Source organism: Amorphus sp. MBR-141 (assembly GCF_053628695.1).
Genome location: NZ_JBRJGW010000019.1, coordinates 28,857 through 44,261, shown reverse-complemented (window position 1 = coordinate 44,261; position 15,405 = coordinate 28,857). Strand labels below are relative to the sequence as shown.

Here is a 15,405-nt window from a genome sequence, read left to right as displayed (position 1 = left end):
GGGTTTACGCCCGGCCCCTCCCACCTACTCACATGGGCCTCATGAGGCCTCCCTCGTCTGGCATTCGATGGTCATCGACCAGCCGTCACCGGCCGGATCGACGTCGTGCATCACGGTCGACGCCTCCCAGGCGATCGCGTCCACCACGGGTCCATAGCCGGAGGGCTCAACCGGCGCGCCGGCGACGGCCGCGGGGTCGCCGGGCGCTTCGAAGCTCGCCGTTCCGGAGTACCGGCCGAGCTCCTGCGCAAGCGCGCGCGCCCCGAGCTCGGCTTCTCCCCTGGACGCGAACGGGTGCATGGGCAGCGCCAGGCCGGCACCACGGCCGGTCTCGAACGGCGCCTGAACGAGCTTTCCAGTTGCCGGATCGAACCATCCGCCCTCGGTGGTCTTCACGGCGCGGCGCTCCTCGATGTCGCAGTCCCAGCCGAAGGACGGCCCGCGCGTGACACGGATCGGCGGCAGCGCGGCCTCCGATGCCGCTTTGCCGGCCCCCCGCTTGAGGACGACGAGCCGTCCCGCCTGGGGCTTCATCACGGCGCCAATGTCGTCTGCGAGGTCGGTGCCGAAGTCGAGCGCCGTCTGGTTCCAGCGCAGTCGATATGGGATCTCGATCTGGTCGAGCTCGGGCGCGATCGCCGCAGGCACGCCGGCCTCGGCCGCCAGCGCCCGGAAGATCGCGCCGGCCGTCCCCAGACCGCCGGCCGCGTCATAGTGCTTCGAGCGCGTTCGCTTCATCTTGTCGACGAAGTCCGCAGCGCGGCACACGATGAACATTTCCTCGCCTGAGTCCGGATCGCCGCCGCCGCCGAACCGGCTGACGGTGTAGCGGCCGATCATCGGTGCGCCATCGTTCCAGCCGACATGGATCACATACGGCGCGCCCTTCGGCGGCGGGTTCTCCAGGCCCCCCGAGAAGCGGATCACCGCCTCGTCCGATTCATAGCCGGCGCTGTCGGTGATCGAGACGCCCAGGAGCGTGCGGCCCCACTGCGGCACGAGATCATTGCCGCTGGCTCCGTAGACCTTGAGGACCGGCTTGCGGATCATTCCCAGGGCCTGACGATCGTCGACGGCACCAACGCAGGCGGCTCGGGCACCCGGATGAACGTGCCGCGCGGGATCGACGGACCCAGATCGGCCAAGCCCGGAGTTGCTTCCAGGAGCGCCTCGACCACGCCACCGGCTTCCGAGCCGTAGAGCGCGCGTGCGATCCGATCGAGCCGCTCGAAGTCCTCCACGACGACGTAGTAGCCGAGATCTGCCATGACGCCCTCAGATGTGCAGGAACTCGACATAGGCGGAGACCTTCCGCCCGATGCCGGTCCACGGGTGGAAGCGTTCCTCGTCGCTGGATACCGACGTCAGGCAGACCTGGCCGACCAGGCGGCCCAGATAGTTCGCCTCCATCCTGAAATAGTTGACCGTGTCCTGCTGCTGGAGGTGCAGCTTCAGCCACTCCAGCGCATCCAGGCCGCCGAAGACGAGGGGCACGGTCACGACTTCCAGACTGACGATCGTGTCCCCTGGACCGGTCTTCTGATGATCCATCCCCTCGAAAGTCGGGCGGGAAACCACGCGGGCCTCGCGTTCGTCCGTGAGGCGCTGGGGGGTGAGGCCGATCACCTTCAGCTTGGCTTTGCCGAGCGAAATCCGGGCGGTCATGCGAGCCTCCCGGTGTCATGAAGCGCCCCGGCGCGCGCTGAACGGATGGCGCGGTTCTGCTCCCGTACGGTCGCCCGAGCCGTCTTCATCGGCGAGCCGGAGCCGTCGATCCGGTTGTGGATGGTCGTCGGCCCCTGGATGGGCGGCCGCCCAGCGGGCGCCGAGATCGGAGACGGACCGGCGTTCCCGGAATAGCTGGGTGTGATCGTAGGTCCGGCCGAGAAGGAGAAGATGGAGGCCAGCTCGTTGGCGATCCGTCGGGCGATCGACACCGACTCCTTGCCGCCGGCGTCGAGTTCGGCGTTGTAGGCGTTCATGGCTTCCCGCCCGGCCGGTCCGATGCTCCCCTGGAGGGCGGCGGCCGTTGGCTTCGCTCGCGGCATCGGAAAGGCGGGCTTCGGCGGGTCGATCCCCGAGATCGGGGGCGCGGGCCCGTCGCTCGGCGGGACGCCCCGGGCGGGGCCAGACGGCGTGTCGGGGCCAAACGCCCAATCGAGGACGCTCATCGCCGGGTCGGTCCAGAGCCGCCGATAGGTGTTCGACCAGGCATCGGTCGTCGCGCCCACCGGACCTTTCTGCGCGTAGAGGTCGAGCACGCCGGCCGTGGTGTTCAGTGTATCGGTCACGCCCATGCGGTCGAGGAACGCGCCGAAGGCGTATGCCGCGTTCGAGGCGGCGTTGCCAAGGCGGCCGATCGCCGACGTGGCATCCTCGGTCACGATCTGGAAGCGCTTTTCGGTGGACCCTCCTGCCGCCGACATCTGCCCCATGAGGACCGATCTCTGGTCGCCGGCCGTGGCAAGTGCCTGGCCCGCCTGACGCGAATCCTGCTCGGTGAAAATGCGAGGGAGGATTGTCGGATCCTTGGCAATCGCCTTGCGCACCACGCCTACCGCCGCCTCGACTGGATCGCCGCCAGTCTTCACGGCGTGGTTTACCGCGCCCCGAAGGTCGAGGCCCTCGTCCTTGAAGGCATCCTGCGTCGAGGTTGAAAAAATCTTGGTGTAGAAGTCCTTGAGCCGGGTGTAGGCCTCTTCGGACGTGCCGGACTGCGCCCTGACAATTTGCAGATCCGCGGCCACCTTCTGGAGCCCCTCAATGCCGGTGTAACCGAGATTGAACCCGGCCTGCGGCAAGAGAGACGGCAAGTACCGCGCCATGTCGGCGATCTCGAACTTGCCAAGGTCGCCAGCGCCGATCACGGTGTCCGCGATCGCCATCGTCTGGCTCGGATCGATCTTCATCGCGACCGTCGCCGATTCGATTGTCTTTGCCATGTCGGCGGATGGCGCGCCGGAGGCGATCGTCGATTTCAAGGCGGATGGGAGAAGGCTCAGGGCCTTGGGCATCGTCTGCCCGGCCGCCACAATCTCCTCCAGGGCCGCGACCGCTTCGTCGAACTTGATCCCCAGCTGCAGGGCCATCGCCCGCACCTGGCGGGTCGCCGCTTCGGTTTCGCTTTGGGTCGCCCCGGCGTTGAACCCCAGGTAGGTCATCCGGCGCTCAGCCTCGGCATAGTGCTCGTAGGATCGACCGGCGACGATCGCCCCGCCGGCAACCGCCGCACCCGCGACCACCGGCGCGCCGCCGGCAATTGGCACGAGAGCGCCGATCGGAGACCGGTCGTAGGCGGCCTCCGCAGCGCGTGCAGCCGAACTCGGCCCCGCCTTCACCTTTCGGCGGGGTCCGTTGTTCGTGTATTCGTCACCGCCGACACCGCGCGCGCGCCGGGCCCTATCCAGCCGGTCCCCGACCCCGTCGGCGGCTTTCCCGAGGGACTTCAGCTCCGCTTCAGCCTCGTTCAGCTTCAGCTTGTTGAGTGCCTTGAAGCCGCTCGACGTGCCGTCGAGCTTGGTGCCGACCTGCTCCAGGGCGCCCCTGAGCGAGTCGACCTCGCCCTCGATCCGGTCGGTCTTCAGGCGGTTGAAGGCTTTGAAGTCGGAGCTGGTGACCTTGATCTTGCCGCTGACCTGCTGGGCGGCCGTGCGAAGCGAAGCCAGCTCGCCGGCGACGCGATCGGTCTTGAGGCGATCGAGGGCCTTGATCTTTTCTGCCGGATCGCGGAGCGCGGCCGCCGCCTGTTTGGCCTCGCCGGAGACCTTCGACAGATCGTCCTGAAGGCCGCGCGCCCGGCTGCGGGCGAGCCGGTCGGCCGCCTTCTGGACATCCTTGAGGTCGCGTTCCAGGCGGGCGGCGTCGCGGCCCTCATAGTCCAGCCGAAGGCGCAGCGCGACGTCGAGATCACTCATGGCTCAAGTCTCATCCCGCCGGCGAAGCAGCCCCCAGGTTTCACGGTCAACCTCGCGGGCCTGGTGAAACCACATGAGCAGTTCGTCCCAGGGCATGGCGAGGCAGCGATCCAGGCCGGTGTTGAGCGTGGAGGAGACCCGCGCGACCACCCCGCGCCACTCGTTCAGGCTGACGAAGAGGCGCTCTCCGTCGGGCGGAATACGCGGGGCAAAAAATCGTAACAGGCTCCCGTCACCGCATCGCCGTCCTCGTCGTCGAGACCGCGCAGCACCGATGCCGGCAGCCCGGTCATCTGGGAATAGATCTCATAGCGGGACACGTTGCCGCCGGCCGAGCGGGCCAGCAGATCGGCAACCTCATCGGTGACCAGACGCCGCACTGTGACCGACGTTACGACCGCGCCGTCCCACCGGAAGGTGTGCACGATCGGGATCACCTTCTCGCGCTTGGTGGCATCGACGAAGTCGAGCCTCGCCACGTCCGCGTCGGCCGGCTTCGCCTCTGATGTCTCGCCACCGCCGGCGTTCTCCAGATCCGGCCAGAGTTCCTCCGGCGGCAGCGGGATCTCGCCCACGTCCACCGTCGGCGGCGCCGGTGGCTCCTTCGGCTCGATGATCTGCTTCGGCTTGTCGCTCACGGTGCCCCCTTTGGGTGGTCCAGAGCGTTTCCAGGCGAAGTGGGAACCGGTTCGCCGTCCGGAAACGCGACAGAAAATGAGTTATGGCGTCTGGGTTTTCGGGCCGTATCAGGCGGCCGTCAGGCGGTTGTGGTCGGCCGTGTAGTCGAGGCCGTTCATGATCAGCGTGTTCGTCTCGATGTCGAAGCGATGGATCACCTTGCCGTCGACCAGGTCCTGGTACTGCCACATGGAACTGACGGAATATTCGGTCTCTCCGCCGCGCTTGCCCCGGATCTGCGGCTGGCGGACGGTGCCGACCAGCCCTTTCAGGATGACCACGCGGCCGCGATTGACGCCCTTGGTGATGTCGCGAAGGCGCTCATAGTAGTAGAACGTCGTCCAGTCGCCCGGCTCGCGGCCGAACAGCGAGCGGACGTCCTCGTGGGCGCCGGTCAGGGTGAAGCGGGCCTCAAGCCCCTCGATCTCGCCCGGATTGTCGAAGGCGAACCAGCCGCCGCCGGTGACGATCGTCTCCTTCGCCCGCGACAGTTCGGGCAACTGGACCGCTGCCAGGCGGAGACGCTGGTTGATGGTGTCGACGTACCAGTTGGCACCGTAGATCATCCGGTCCATGGCCGGTCTCCTTCCAGGTTAGGCGACGACGCGGATGTTCGGATCGCCGAGCGCCTCGAGGGCGGCGGCGATGTTGTCGGCCAGGATGTCGAAGGCTTCCGGCATCGGCTCGGTGTAGATACCAAGGTCGATCAGCTCCGGCGTCTCCTCGAAGCGGAGCTTGATCCGGAGCCCGCCGTCGCGCAGGAGCGTGTTCGGATTGAGCGACCGGTCCCAGATCACCTCGTAGCCGATGATCGCGGTGATCGCCTGGCGCTCGGCGCAGGCCTCCGAGGCCGCCTGGAAAAGCAGCGTCGCGAGATGCGGCCCCAGATCCATGGCGTTGTAGCCGCGAAGAGACCGGATAAAGGCCTTCTCGATGGAACGGCGGGTGCGGATCCGCTTGAGCGACCGGTAGCCGACGACGGTCGGATCGGTCGCGGTCGTGAACGGCGCCCACAGCAGCTTGTTCTCGATGACGGTGCCGACGCCTGCCTGGGCGAGGACGTTGGATTCCGAGGTCGGGTCGCCGTCCCGGTGGCCGATCTTCTGGGACGTGCCCCGGATGCCCCGCAGCGGGCGGTTCCACGCGGCCTTGTAGGGGTTCCCGACCTCCGCGTCCCGGCGCATGATCGCAGCCGCCCAGTGTGGCGACAGCGGCCTCACGACATCGCCGCCGAGCCACACCTTGGCCTGCGGATAGATCATGCCGACGTTGAGGGAGGTCGCGAAGTCCTCGGCCGCCTGCATCGCTGCTTCCCGCGTGGTGCCGTCGGTGTCGCCGAGCGCGAAGCAGTCGATGATCTTGGCCGAAATCGCGTCGAGGGCGGTCATCACCGGGTTCGCGGCATCACCTGGCCGCTGGGAGGTGTAGCCGGGCGAGATTGCGAGAGCCGGTTCGATCCCAAGTTCCGACTTCGCCTCCAGGAGCGCCCAGGCGCCGGTCTTCAGCGCGGCGTCGCCGACGATGTGGGTGAGCTGGGCCTCTTCGTCCAGATCGTCATCGGCGCGCACGAAGATGATGTCGGTGTTGATCCCCTCCGAGGCGATCTGGGTGATCGTGTCCTTCGCGACGCCTTCGCCCAGGAGCGCGATTGTCTCGCTGTCGGAGGTCGAAATTGCGTAAGGCCGGTGCTTCTCGATCGAATTATCGGCATGCGGCGCCGGCAGGCACATGCCGGTGTAGGTCACGCGCGCGTCGATCGAGGCGACCGTTCCGGTCAGATCCGAAAAGACGCGTGTGCCGACGTTCGGGGTGGTAGCGGCCATGATGAGATCCCGACGGGTGGAAACAGGTCGGGATCACTGTCGCCGGGCGCGGTGCCGGCGGCGGGGCTGACGGCTGTCAGCCGCTCATTGCCAGCGGACGAAGTCGCATTCCAGCAGGTTGAATTCCCCCGCCGGCTGCACCTTCGCCTCAACGGAGCCAAGCCGAGTGTGTCCACCGCCAGAGCTTGCCGCAACCTGGAACAAGCCCTCCATCGTTTTCGTCACGTAGTCGGGATGAAGAACGTCTTCGGTAAGTCCGGCAAGGATGCCCAGGCAAATACGAAAATAGGTGTCGGGATCGACACGGCTAGAGACCGTCGTGCGGATGGAATGACCCCTAGCCTGGACGAAAACGTATTCCGCAGCTTCCGCCTGGCACGTGACATCATCGTAGCAGAACGTCTTCTCGTCGCTCTCTCCGGGATCCACAAACGGGCCCGCTGGCGTCAACGGCTCCCCGAGCACGGTTTCAACACCCTTCGAAGCCGCGAGGATGTTCTCCCGCGCGCCCGCAAGGGCGGGCTGCACGATCAGCAGCAGGGCGAGAACGACGATTGCGCGCATTGAATCCTCTGCCAAAGCTGAAGCACGACCAGAGCACCATCACAACGGCTCTGAGCAATGTCCCGCCGATCACCGCACCTTGCCCGAAGAATGTCTTCTACGGAATTCCAATGATGCCGCGCGCCGCACCAACCGCAATTCCAAAAATTTGACCAACAGTCTGGTTTATTGTGGCGGTCTCAGTAGTCGCTTTCAAGCGTTCTCCGAGTGACGTCGTGGGGCCGCGAATGCCCTCTGGCACGACCTGAAGAATTAGCAGCGTTTTTGTCGTCAACTGCGCACCATGGGACAGATCGAAGGGGTCTCCTGAGAGAAATCCTTCGCGATTGAGGAACTCCCCCGCCTCGATCACGAATTCTTCCTGATCCTGTGTCAGCACTTCGTCGAGCCCAAGCGCCGGGAAGGCCGCTCTGATTGCATCATCCAACTCAAGCGGGCCGGGTACTGGAAACGCTTCCAATAGACGCGTGAAAATGTGAGCAACGACTAGATTAAAACGGTCAATGTTCGTCAGCTTATCGACCAAATTCATACCCCCGCGCACATCGCCGCCCGCCCCAAAACACTGCTCAAACTCACTCAACCATTTTTCCAGGGGCGCTTTTCCAGCTCGGTGATCCGAAGCAATTGGTCCACGACAAAATAAAGTTTCGGATCGCTCTGATGCCACTGTCGGTAAAGATCCAGCGTCTGTTGGATCTCAGGCTTCGACCGAATGGCTTCCGGGATGCAAGCGTCAACGTCGTCGAAAGTGGCTATCTTGTCCTTGTTTTTTTGGCATTCCGATAGGAGATGCTTGAGGCGCTGGCTGCCGGAGCCGGCCCCACCATCTGAGTCTCCAACTGAAGCCAGGACGAGTGACAGAAGGCGCCCGCCCATGAAGGAATTGTCGGACTCCGTAACCTCCGAAACAAAATCTTTTTCTGCGTTAAGTTGCCGAAGGCGCTTAGCAACGGCGATCCTGAGCTCATCATCTTGGGACCATGTCCCTCCATCGAGATGACCACTGGGTTTAGTCGCAAGATGAAACGCTGCCTCTGCCGTAAGGGCCGCCAAACCCCTAGCCTCTTCAGACAATGCACGCGCCTTTTCCAAGGTCCTAAACACAGTTTCAAACCGGCCATCCGACATACCCACCGAGAGTTTCTCAATGCGGTCGCGACCGAGAACCACCAGGACAAGAACGCTTAGAGTGATACCGAAAATGGGTCCGCCAAGCTGGTTGCCAAGCAACGCGATCGAGACAATGGCGAGAATGGCGAGAACAGTGAGAGCGCTTTCTAAATGAGTGTCGAACCACGTCTTCATGCTGAGCCTCTTCACGCGCCGTATGGAATCGCTTGGCGTACAGCTCCGCAGCAGGTCGGTGCTGCGCTGACTGGCTGACGGCACTAGAATGCGTTGATGGTGGCGGGTCGATCAAGACCAACGGTCGTCATCGGCGAAGTCGACCGGGATCGGGTCCTCGGCGAGAACGGCGTCGCAGGCGGTGCGGATCGCCGAGCGATGGGCAAGGATCTCCGGCGGCACCGGCGTCCCGTCCGACGGATCGGCGGCCCGGGTCACGTACCAGTCGGTCAAAGCGAGGCGACGGCGGGCCTCCTCGCGGACGTGGTTGGCGGTGACAGTCGGCTGCGGCGGCACGTAGTCGCCCACACCGGAGCCATCCCACATCTTGCCTGGCTGAAGAAGCGCCTGCCACTGGGCCTCGGTGATCTCCGTGCAGCCGTCCGGTTGATGGCTGTCGTTGACGCCTTCGAGCCAGAAGCCGCTTGGCCGGCCATCCTCGAAGAACTTCGCATAGATCCTCATCAGCTATGCCCCACTGCAAGCCAGTAGACGGGATCTCCCGCGCCTCCGATCGAGCTGCCGTTGTCGTGCAGACGGGCGACCTGAAAGCTGCCGCCGCCGACGCCGTACGGCGTAGCGGTGACCTGCGCGTTTGTCACCGCGATGGGGAAAACACCCAAGACGGCGGCAAGGGCGAAGGGAAAGGCGAAGGCGTCCGCCGCGCCATATCCCCAGAAGATGGTGAAGCCATTGGCGAACTTGATGCCGCCAGGGTGTCCGGGCGAGTACCATACCGGGTTGCCGAACTTGCCGGCCAGGACAGTGGACATCCAGCCTAGGCCCGACGCATAGATGTCGCCGCCTGCGTTGATCTGGAAGTTGTGGCCGGTGCCCTGATGGGCGAAGATTTGCGTGCCGTCGCCGCCGATATAGCGGTTCCAGACCGCAACACCGGTCTTGTGCAGGGTGTCGACCGGATTGGCGCTCTGAATGGCGAAGTTGCCGGTCAGGGTGCCGCCGGCCAGGGGGAGCCTCGCCGCGATAGCCGAGTTTGCCGAAGCGAGTGCCGTCGTCACGGTCGCGGCGAAGTTCTCGTCGTCGCCAAGCGCTGCCGCGAGCTCGTTGAGTGTATCGAGCGCGCCAGGCGCGCCACCCAGCAGCGCATCGACCGCCGACTGGATCGCCGCCTCGATCTCCAGCGTCGTCATCGTGCCGATGATCGCCGGGGTGATCGCATGCGGGTTGTCCAGATCGGCCAGGTGGTCGGCGAGCCCGGCTGCCGTGGCGAAATACGCGGCGGCATGACCCTCGAGCTTCAGGGCGTTTGGCGCCACGCCGTCCTGGACGATCGTCTCTATCTGGTCCTGGGCTGTCGCAATGTCCGCCTGCAGGTTGGCGAGATGCGGGGCCACCGTCGCCTGGATGTAGTCGAGCGAGGCCTGGATGCCCTGGGCGACGAGAGCTGAGAACGAGGCCTCCAGCTGCTCGCGCGCGCGCAGCCGGGAACCGATATCCCCGATTACGCCGTTCCAGACGTCCGGGGAGAGTTCCAGGTCGCCGCCGGCGTGATAGTCGTCTTCCTTACTCGGGATCGCAGCGGTCAAAGGCTTCCTCCCCATAGGCGTCGAGGATCTTCTGGACGACGGTCCCCTTCATGCGGATCTCGTTCAGCGGGCGGTGCCTGACCGGCCCCACCTCACAGACGCGCATGAGCTTGACCAGGTAGTAGGTGCCGGGATCGATCTGCATGGGGTCCCCTAAAGCGCTGCGATGAAGGCGTCCTGGACGAACGGGACGATCACCGGGTTGTCGGTTGTTGACTGGAACACCATCCGCGCGGCGGCCGTGGAGGCGACGGTGTAGGTGGAGAGGTAGCGCCGTCGCTCCGGTCGGTCGGGATCGATGCGGATCTCGGTGGTGTCGGGATCCACCTCGACGCCGGCGACCATGATCTTCGGCACAAATGTGTGGTGCGCCGGGTCGAAGGCGTCGACCGTGTAGAGAGTCTGGATCGTCGTGGTGCTGAGGCCGAACGCGAACTCTTCGGAGATCGCCTTCATATCTCCCCGGTTGCGGGAGGCGGTCCACCGGCACCACGCGTCGACCTGGATCATCGGCGCCAGGTCCTGGGTGCCCACCATCACCAGCCGGATTTCGGTCGACGCCGGCAGGCCGACCAGCGCGTTTGCCGCCGGATTGCCGTCCTCCAGCACCCGCCATTCGCTCTGGCCCGCCGGCTTGATCTCCCACTGGAGCTTTGTTCCGCCCGGTTCCCAGCCGCTGTGGAGCAGGTCGAGCTCGGTCATGCCGTCGGTGAGCACAACCGGGTTGAACGGCACGACGGTGCGCGGAGAGCGGAAGCGCGCGGCGTAGAGGATGAAGGCGAAGTCCTGCTCCAGATCGCCCTGGGCGAATGCACCGTCCGTCAACCGGAAGAGCGTGCCGTTGGCGAACTTGTTGCCGGTGGAGACGCCGAGGGAATGGGCGCCGGTGGTGACCGTCACCCAGGCGTATCGCTTGCCCGCCTCCAGCATGGTGAGTGCCAGAGGGATGTTGTTCCAGCCCTGGACGATGGTCCCGTGTGCGAGCGTCGCCGTGGCGATCACCTTGTCGACTTGGGGCGCGGCACTCGGCGTCGTCTCGACCAGCAGGAGATGGACGTCGCCGTCGGCCGCCACGCGCGAAAAGTAGAGCGACAGGGACGTCGCGATCATCGGTTGGGCGACCAGGAACGTCTGGCTGAAAATCGAGCCGTTCACGCCGACGGCGACTGTCTTGTATTCCCAGTAGGCCTCTTCGATCACCTCGCGGCGGATCTGCCGGATGCCGTAGAGCGAATGGTCCGGCAGCCCTTCCCAGTCGCCGTAGTACTCGACGACCTCGAATTCCTCGCCGTCGTGGCGAAGCATGGTGCCGATCTGGGCATCGGCAAGCGCTGCCCAGCCCGCGGTGTTCTCGCAGACCTGGACGGTCGGACCGTAGGTCACGCGGATGCGCGGCACGGTCTTCATGATCGCCTCGACCTCAGTGTGGGCGAGCTGCGAGATGGCGATGGTGGTGTCGATCGATCCGTTCGCGATCCGGGCGACCTGGTCGAAGGCCGGCATCATCCGCTCGCCGGTCCACATGATGTCGGCCGAGGACGGCGCGGTCGGCACCAGCTGACCGGTGTTCGTCTGGCTGAAGCCGTAGCGAATGCCCTCGCTCACCCGCGCCAACCAGCTGCCGTGCCCAGTGTCCCAGCGGTCCGGAACCAGGCCGTTGTCGTAGACGTAGGACCGCATCTCGTCGGGCAGGTCTAGCAGCAGCCGCGCGGCGCCGATGTCGCGTTGCATCTGCCGGATCGTCTCGCGGCGCGGGATCTCCGTCACCTTGTCGTTAAGGTTGGTGATCTGGGTTTCGATCACGGCCGTGCGCAGGAAGAGCGCGTCCAGATCCACTTCCAGCGTCGTCAGCCGCCCCTCGACCTCATAGAGCGTCTTGACCCGGGTGGAGGCGCCCGGCTCGATGCCGCCGTCGTCGGGGATGCCCGTCGCTTTCAGAAGCACGTAGGCAATGCAGGCGTCGGTTTCCGCCACGGCCGGCTTGACCGGCACCGGGTTGATCTCGCCTGCCTGCACGACGACGGTTACGCGCCGGCGGATCCGCTTCGGCGTCGGTCGCATGACCACCACGGAGTTCTCCGGGTCCTCGCTGGTCTGAAACGGCCGGTTCTCGTTCTCCGTCACCTCCTCGCCGCGCAGCAGGATCGCGACCCAGCGCTGATCGGACGTCGCAATCGGGATGTGGAGCTGCAGGTTGAGGGTGAGTGCCTCCTCCTGGGCGTAGACCTCCCGGCCGGCGACGTAGCGCCCCGGCGAGATTGTCACCTCCTGGGCGCTCGCCTTGGCGACGGTGAAGGCCGCCCAATGGTTCGGGTAGCCGATCGCGTCGGCGACCAGGTCGTCGATCGCCCCCTGTGCGAAGAGACCGACACCCGTAAAGTCGGTGTGAGAGGCAATCTCGGCGTCGTCGAAGTTCATGCGGCTGGACATGTGGCGCGTCCTCTACAGTCGCGTGCGATCGACGAAGCCGCCGACGTGGTGGCCTCCATCGAGCGGGATGGCATCGGAAAGCTGGATGCGGCGGCGCCAGGCGAAGGAGACCGAGTAAAGGGTCTCCGGAGCCTTCGAGATCGTCATGGCGAGCTTGGCGCGCCGGATCGGCTCAAGGTCGACGGAGCGCAGGGAAGCCCGCCCAATCGCCGCCCTGTTGATCTCGAAGGGGTGTGGAGGCCGCTTCAAAGGCAGCTTCACGAGGTAGTGGGCGGTGAACGGCGGGTGCGCGATCGGGCACCAACCGATGCCGGACCGACCGATCGCGAACCGCGTCGGATGCGACACCACCCGGACGATCTCGGCGTCGACGAACGACAGATAGCGCTTCAGTCCCTCGCGCGTGCCCTTGAGGTCGGCCAGCCGCTCGCCCGGATAGACCACGGACCGGCCGCCGCACTGGGCGATCATCTCGCGCTTACTTTCCTCGGGCCAGTCGTCGAACCAGAGGTCGACCGAATAGTGCGCGGCCAGGAACGGCAGGAACGCGGCCGGCGTCTGATACGGATCGAGGATCTCGCGGATCGGCACGTCAATCCGGTCGGTGAGCGCCTCGCCGAACGCGATCTCGAAGGGTCCCGGATCCGGGATCTCGTCCTGGACGAACTCGCCGTCGATCGGGCCATAGGGTGGCCCGAAGTCGATCGGCTCGCCCGCCTCGTCGGTGAGGTTGAGGTAGCCGATCATGCGAGAACCGTTCCCGCCGCGTCCCGCCAGTCAGACCCGTCCGACCAGAAGGGCCTGGCGCCGGCCGAGGCGTCGGTCACGTAGATCATTGCTCCCGCACCGGATGCGGTAGCATCGGGAACCGTCGCCACCGTATACGGACGCGTGCGGATGGCTCCGAGCGCGTCGATAGCGGCGGTCGGTGTGATGTTCCCCACGGAGAGCTGGGGACCTGCGGCGGAGTTCCACGCCGAAACAGCGGGGCCACCCACCCACCCAGAACCATCGTGGTAGCTGCCGCTCATGCGGAATTCCGCCACACCACTGGCGACCGCGCCCCGGAACCCGAGTAGGGTCTCCGTCCCGCTGAACGGCATGTAGTAGGCGAGGCCGAACGAACTTGCGGCGCCGATCTGCTTTGCGTCCGGCAGGGTGATGCCTTCCACCGCCCCTAGCGGCTGCCCGGCCTGAATACGAAGCACATGGTCCGCATTAATTGAGCCGCCGGCCGCGAATATGAGCACGTCGCCTGAGTAGTTGCCGGGGTAGCCAGGCCCGATCGACCACAGCTTGCCGGGGTCGCCCGAGTTTTCGAGGACAATGGCACCCTCGCTCGACGGGCTCGCTTTGATGTGGAGGGGCCCATCAGGCGTGGCGCCCGACAGACCAATCCCGCAGTAGCCGGTCTCGGGGTCGATGAAGAACGAGCTCGTCCACGCGACGTCGTAGTCGTCGCCTGAAGCCTTTACGGGGACCGAGCCCGTAGCGCCGGCGGCGGGCAAGCCCGGGCCGGCCGGACCGATCGCGCCGTCGGCGCCGGGCGCACCCTGCGCACCGACCAGGGTTTCCAGCCACTCGGCCTCGGTCCCTTCGTAGCCATTGTCGACGGCGACGCGGTACGCCGACTTGCCCTCTGCGACCATCTCGGAGATCTGCGCCACCGCCACCCGACCGGTCTCGCCGTCCAGGATGCCGATGAGCTCGGCCGTCGCGGGCGCGTCGATCAACGGCAGCTCGCTCGCCTTGGTGGGCCGATGGATTTCGCTCACGCGCGCACCTCCGCAGCGACGTCGATCCCGGTCAGCACCGGGACGGTGTAGGGATCGGCCGCGATCACGACCGGCGCGTTGTCCCGCACCCGGATCACGTTTTGACCGTAAGCGGCGCCCGCCATGAGCCCGTCCGGCACCTCGCCCCCGATGAGCGTGCGGGCGTCACCGGCGGCGCGGACGCGGGCGATCGCCTCATTGCGAACCACCTCGGCATCGGGCCCGATCGGCGGGACCTCGATCACCTGGTCCACCGAGTACTCGCGCCGGGTGGCGCTGATCACGGCCACGCCCATAGCTTCCGGCTTGACGTTCGGTGCCCGCACCGCCGCCGTGACCAGGGCAAGCTCGACCGGCGTCGGGTCACGGCCGCCCGGGCCGGTGATGACGACGTCGCTGTCGCCGAGACGGCCATGGACGGCGCGACCGTTGACGACGGCGTGGCCCATTCCGGGCCAGACCGTCCACGCTTCCAGGAGGTAGCGCCCGATCGAGCCGACCGACGCGCGATCGAAGGAGAGGAGATAGCGCCGCAGGAGTCCCTCGTCGGTCTCCATCACGGCCGGCGCATTCTCGGTCGCCGGCGTCACCGTCAGACGCGCGAGGCTCTGCGATGCGACGACGTTCTCAAGATCGGAGCCGGTCGATAGCGGGGCCAGGACAGCTTTGACGCCGTCGTTGAAGCGGCCACGCTCGTAGAGCCGCAGCCACGACCAGGCGCGGGCCCCGGCGATCACCACCGGATCAGTCTCGATCGTCTCCACGTCGTATTGCGGCAAGTTCGGGTCGGCGATGCGACGGTCTGCCCAGGCCTCCAGGTAGCGGCCGATGAACTCCGCTTTCAGCGTCTGGAAGTCGAGCTCGAGGATCGCGTTGGGAAACGGCACGCGCGACAGGTCGATCGAGGTCGGCGACGTCGTCATGCGGCCGCTCCCAGGCTCGATCGATAGAGGGAAAGGGGAACGTTCGCGGTCTGCTCGAATGCAAGCGTGTAATTGCCGAGCCGGCCTTCCGGATAGTAGGTGCCGATGTGGCGGATCCCCAGCCCGCCTGTCCGGGTCAGCGAGACGAGCTGAAGGCTGGCGATCCGATACTCAGGCTCCCAGCGGTGCGCGGCCGTCGCGAGATCGTCGTAGAGCTGGAGCGCCAGCTCCGGCGTGATGTCCTCCGACAACCGGGAAAAATGCTCCGATCCGAATTCCAGGAGCATCACCATCTTGTTGGTCCGCGTCCGCCAGATCCGCTCCAGGCTTTCGGCGCAGTGCGGCCAGCCACGGAGGATGCCTCCGTTCTTGCCAACGCCGGTGCGGTAGCGGATCGCACGCAT

18 protein-coding genes are annotated in these 15,405 nt (G+C 65.9%); all 18 read right to left on the bottom strand.

Translation table 11 applies throughout. The features are described 5' to 3' along the window. Positions 1–39 precede the first annotated feature (39 nt). Positions 40–1,050 (bottom strand): phage late control D family protein, encoded by a 1,011-nt coding sequence (locus ACSSVZ_RS21545; RefSeq protein WP_453972810.1) that lies wholly within the window; start codon positions 1,048–1,050, stop codon positions 40–42. Then, positions 1,047–1,268 (bottom strand): tail protein X, encoded by a 222-nt coding sequence (locus tag ACSSVZ_RS21540; protein WP_453972809.1) that lies wholly within the window; start codon positions 1,266–1,268, stop codon positions 1,047–1,049. The genes ACSSVZ_RS21545 and ACSSVZ_RS21540 overlap by 4 nt, the downstream gene beginning before the upstream one ends. Positions 1,269–1,275: 7 nt before the next feature. After that, positions 1,276–1,665 carry a hypothetical protein gene (locus tag ACSSVZ_RS21535; RefSeq protein WP_453972808.1) on the bottom strand — a complete coding sequence of 130 codons (390 nt, stop codon included), beginning with the start codon at positions 1,663–1,665 and terminating at the stop codon, positions 1,276–1,278. After that, entirely contained in the window at positions 1,662–3,914 is a 2,253-nt protein-coding gene (locus tag ACSSVZ_RS21530; protein WP_453972807.1) for a phage tail tape measure protein, read from the bottom strand. Before ACSSVZ_RS21530 ends, ACSSVZ_RS21535 begins: the two co-directional genes overlap by 4 nt. Positions 3,915–4,078: 164 nt before the next feature. Further along, positions 4,079–4,552, bottom strand: a complete 474-nt coding sequence (locus ACSSVZ_RS21525) for a hypothetical protein (protein ID WP_453972806.1) — start codon at positions 4,550–4,552, stop codon at positions 4,079–4,081. A 108-nt stretch (positions 4,553–4,660) separates the two neighbouring features. Then, positions 4,661–5,167, bottom strand: coding sequence for a phage major tail tube protein (locus ACSSVZ_RS21520; protein ID WP_453972805.1), 507 nt, complete (start codon positions 5,165–5,167; stop codon positions 4,661–4,663). Positions 5,168–5,185: 18 nt separating this feature from the next. Continuing rightward, the gene (locus ACSSVZ_RS21515) at positions 5,186–6,415 is read right to left on the bottom strand and encodes a phage tail sheath family protein (protein WP_453972804.1); all 1,230 of its coding nucleotides are present in this window, start codon (positions 6,413–6,415) and stop codon (positions 5,186–5,188) included. 84 nt (positions 6,416–6,499) lie between these two features. Continuing rightward, complete coding sequence (locus ACSSVZ_RS21510; RefSeq protein ID WP_453972803.1) at positions 6,500–6,979, bottom strand: hypothetical protein; 480 nt, start codon at positions 6,977–6,979, stop codon at positions 6,500–6,502. A gap of 97 nt (positions 6,980–7,076) precedes the next feature. Further along, complete coding sequence (locus tag ACSSVZ_RS21505; RefSeq protein ID WP_453972802.1) at positions 7,077–7,562, bottom strand: hypothetical protein; 486 nt, start codon at positions 7,560–7,562, stop codon at positions 7,077–7,079. Then, positions 7,559–8,287 (bottom strand): hypothetical protein, encoded by a 729-nt coding sequence (locus ACSSVZ_RS21500; protein ID WP_453972801.1) that lies wholly within the window; start codon positions 8,285–8,287, stop codon positions 7,559–7,561. Before ACSSVZ_RS21500 ends, ACSSVZ_RS21505 begins: the two co-directional genes overlap by 4 nt. Before the next feature lie 111 nt (positions 8,288–8,398). Then, the gene (locus tag ACSSVZ_RS21495; RefSeq protein WP_453972800.1) at positions 8,399–8,791 is read right to left on the bottom strand and encodes a hypothetical protein; all 393 of its coding nucleotides are present in this window, start codon (positions 8,789–8,791) and stop codon (positions 8,399–8,401) included. Further along, positions 8,791–9,873 carry a hypothetical protein gene (locus ACSSVZ_RS21490; protein ID WP_453972799.1) on the bottom strand — a complete coding sequence of 361 codons (1,083 nt, stop codon included), beginning with the start codon at positions 9,871–9,873 and terminating at the stop codon, positions 8,791–8,793. Before ACSSVZ_RS21490 ends, ACSSVZ_RS21495 begins: the two co-directional genes overlap by 1 nt. Next, positions 9,851–10,018 (bottom strand): hypothetical protein, encoded by a 168-nt coding sequence (locus ACSSVZ_RS21485; RefSeq protein ID WP_453972798.1) that lies wholly within the window; start codon positions 10,016–10,018, stop codon positions 9,851–9,853. Before ACSSVZ_RS21485 ends, ACSSVZ_RS21490 begins: the two co-directional genes overlap by 23 nt. An 8-nt stretch (positions 10,019–10,026) precedes the next feature. Next, on the bottom strand, positions 10,027–12,303 hold the full coding sequence (locus ACSSVZ_RS21480) for a hypothetical protein (protein ID WP_453972797.1): 2,277 nt from the start codon (positions 12,301–12,303) through the stop codon (positions 10,027–10,029). 12 nt (positions 12,304–12,315) lie between these two features. Continuing rightward, complete coding sequence (locus ACSSVZ_RS21475; RefSeq protein WP_453972796.1) at positions 12,316–13,050, bottom strand: phage tail protein I; 735 nt, start codon at positions 13,048–13,050, stop codon at positions 12,316–12,318. Continuing rightward, the gene (locus tag ACSSVZ_RS21470) at positions 13,047–14,078 is read right to left on the bottom strand and encodes a hypothetical protein (protein ID WP_453972795.1); all 1,032 of its coding nucleotides are present in this window, start codon (positions 14,076–14,078) and stop codon (positions 13,047–13,049) included. The genes ACSSVZ_RS21475 and ACSSVZ_RS21470 overlap by 4 nt, the downstream gene beginning before the upstream one ends. Further along, positions 14,075–15,001 carry a baseplate J/gp47 family protein gene (locus ACSSVZ_RS21465; RefSeq protein ID WP_453972794.1) on the bottom strand — a complete coding sequence of 309 codons (927 nt, stop codon included), beginning with the start codon at positions 14,999–15,001 and terminating at the stop codon, positions 14,075–14,077. Before ACSSVZ_RS21465 ends, ACSSVZ_RS21470 begins: the two co-directional genes overlap by 4 nt. Continuing rightward, positions 14,998–15,405: a GPW/gp25 family protein gene (locus ACSSVZ_RS21460; protein WP_453972793.1), complete on the bottom strand. Its 408-nt coding sequence runs from the start codon at positions 15,403–15,405 to the stop codon at positions 14,998–15,000. The genes ACSSVZ_RS21465 and ACSSVZ_RS21460 overlap by 4 nt, the downstream gene beginning before the upstream one ends.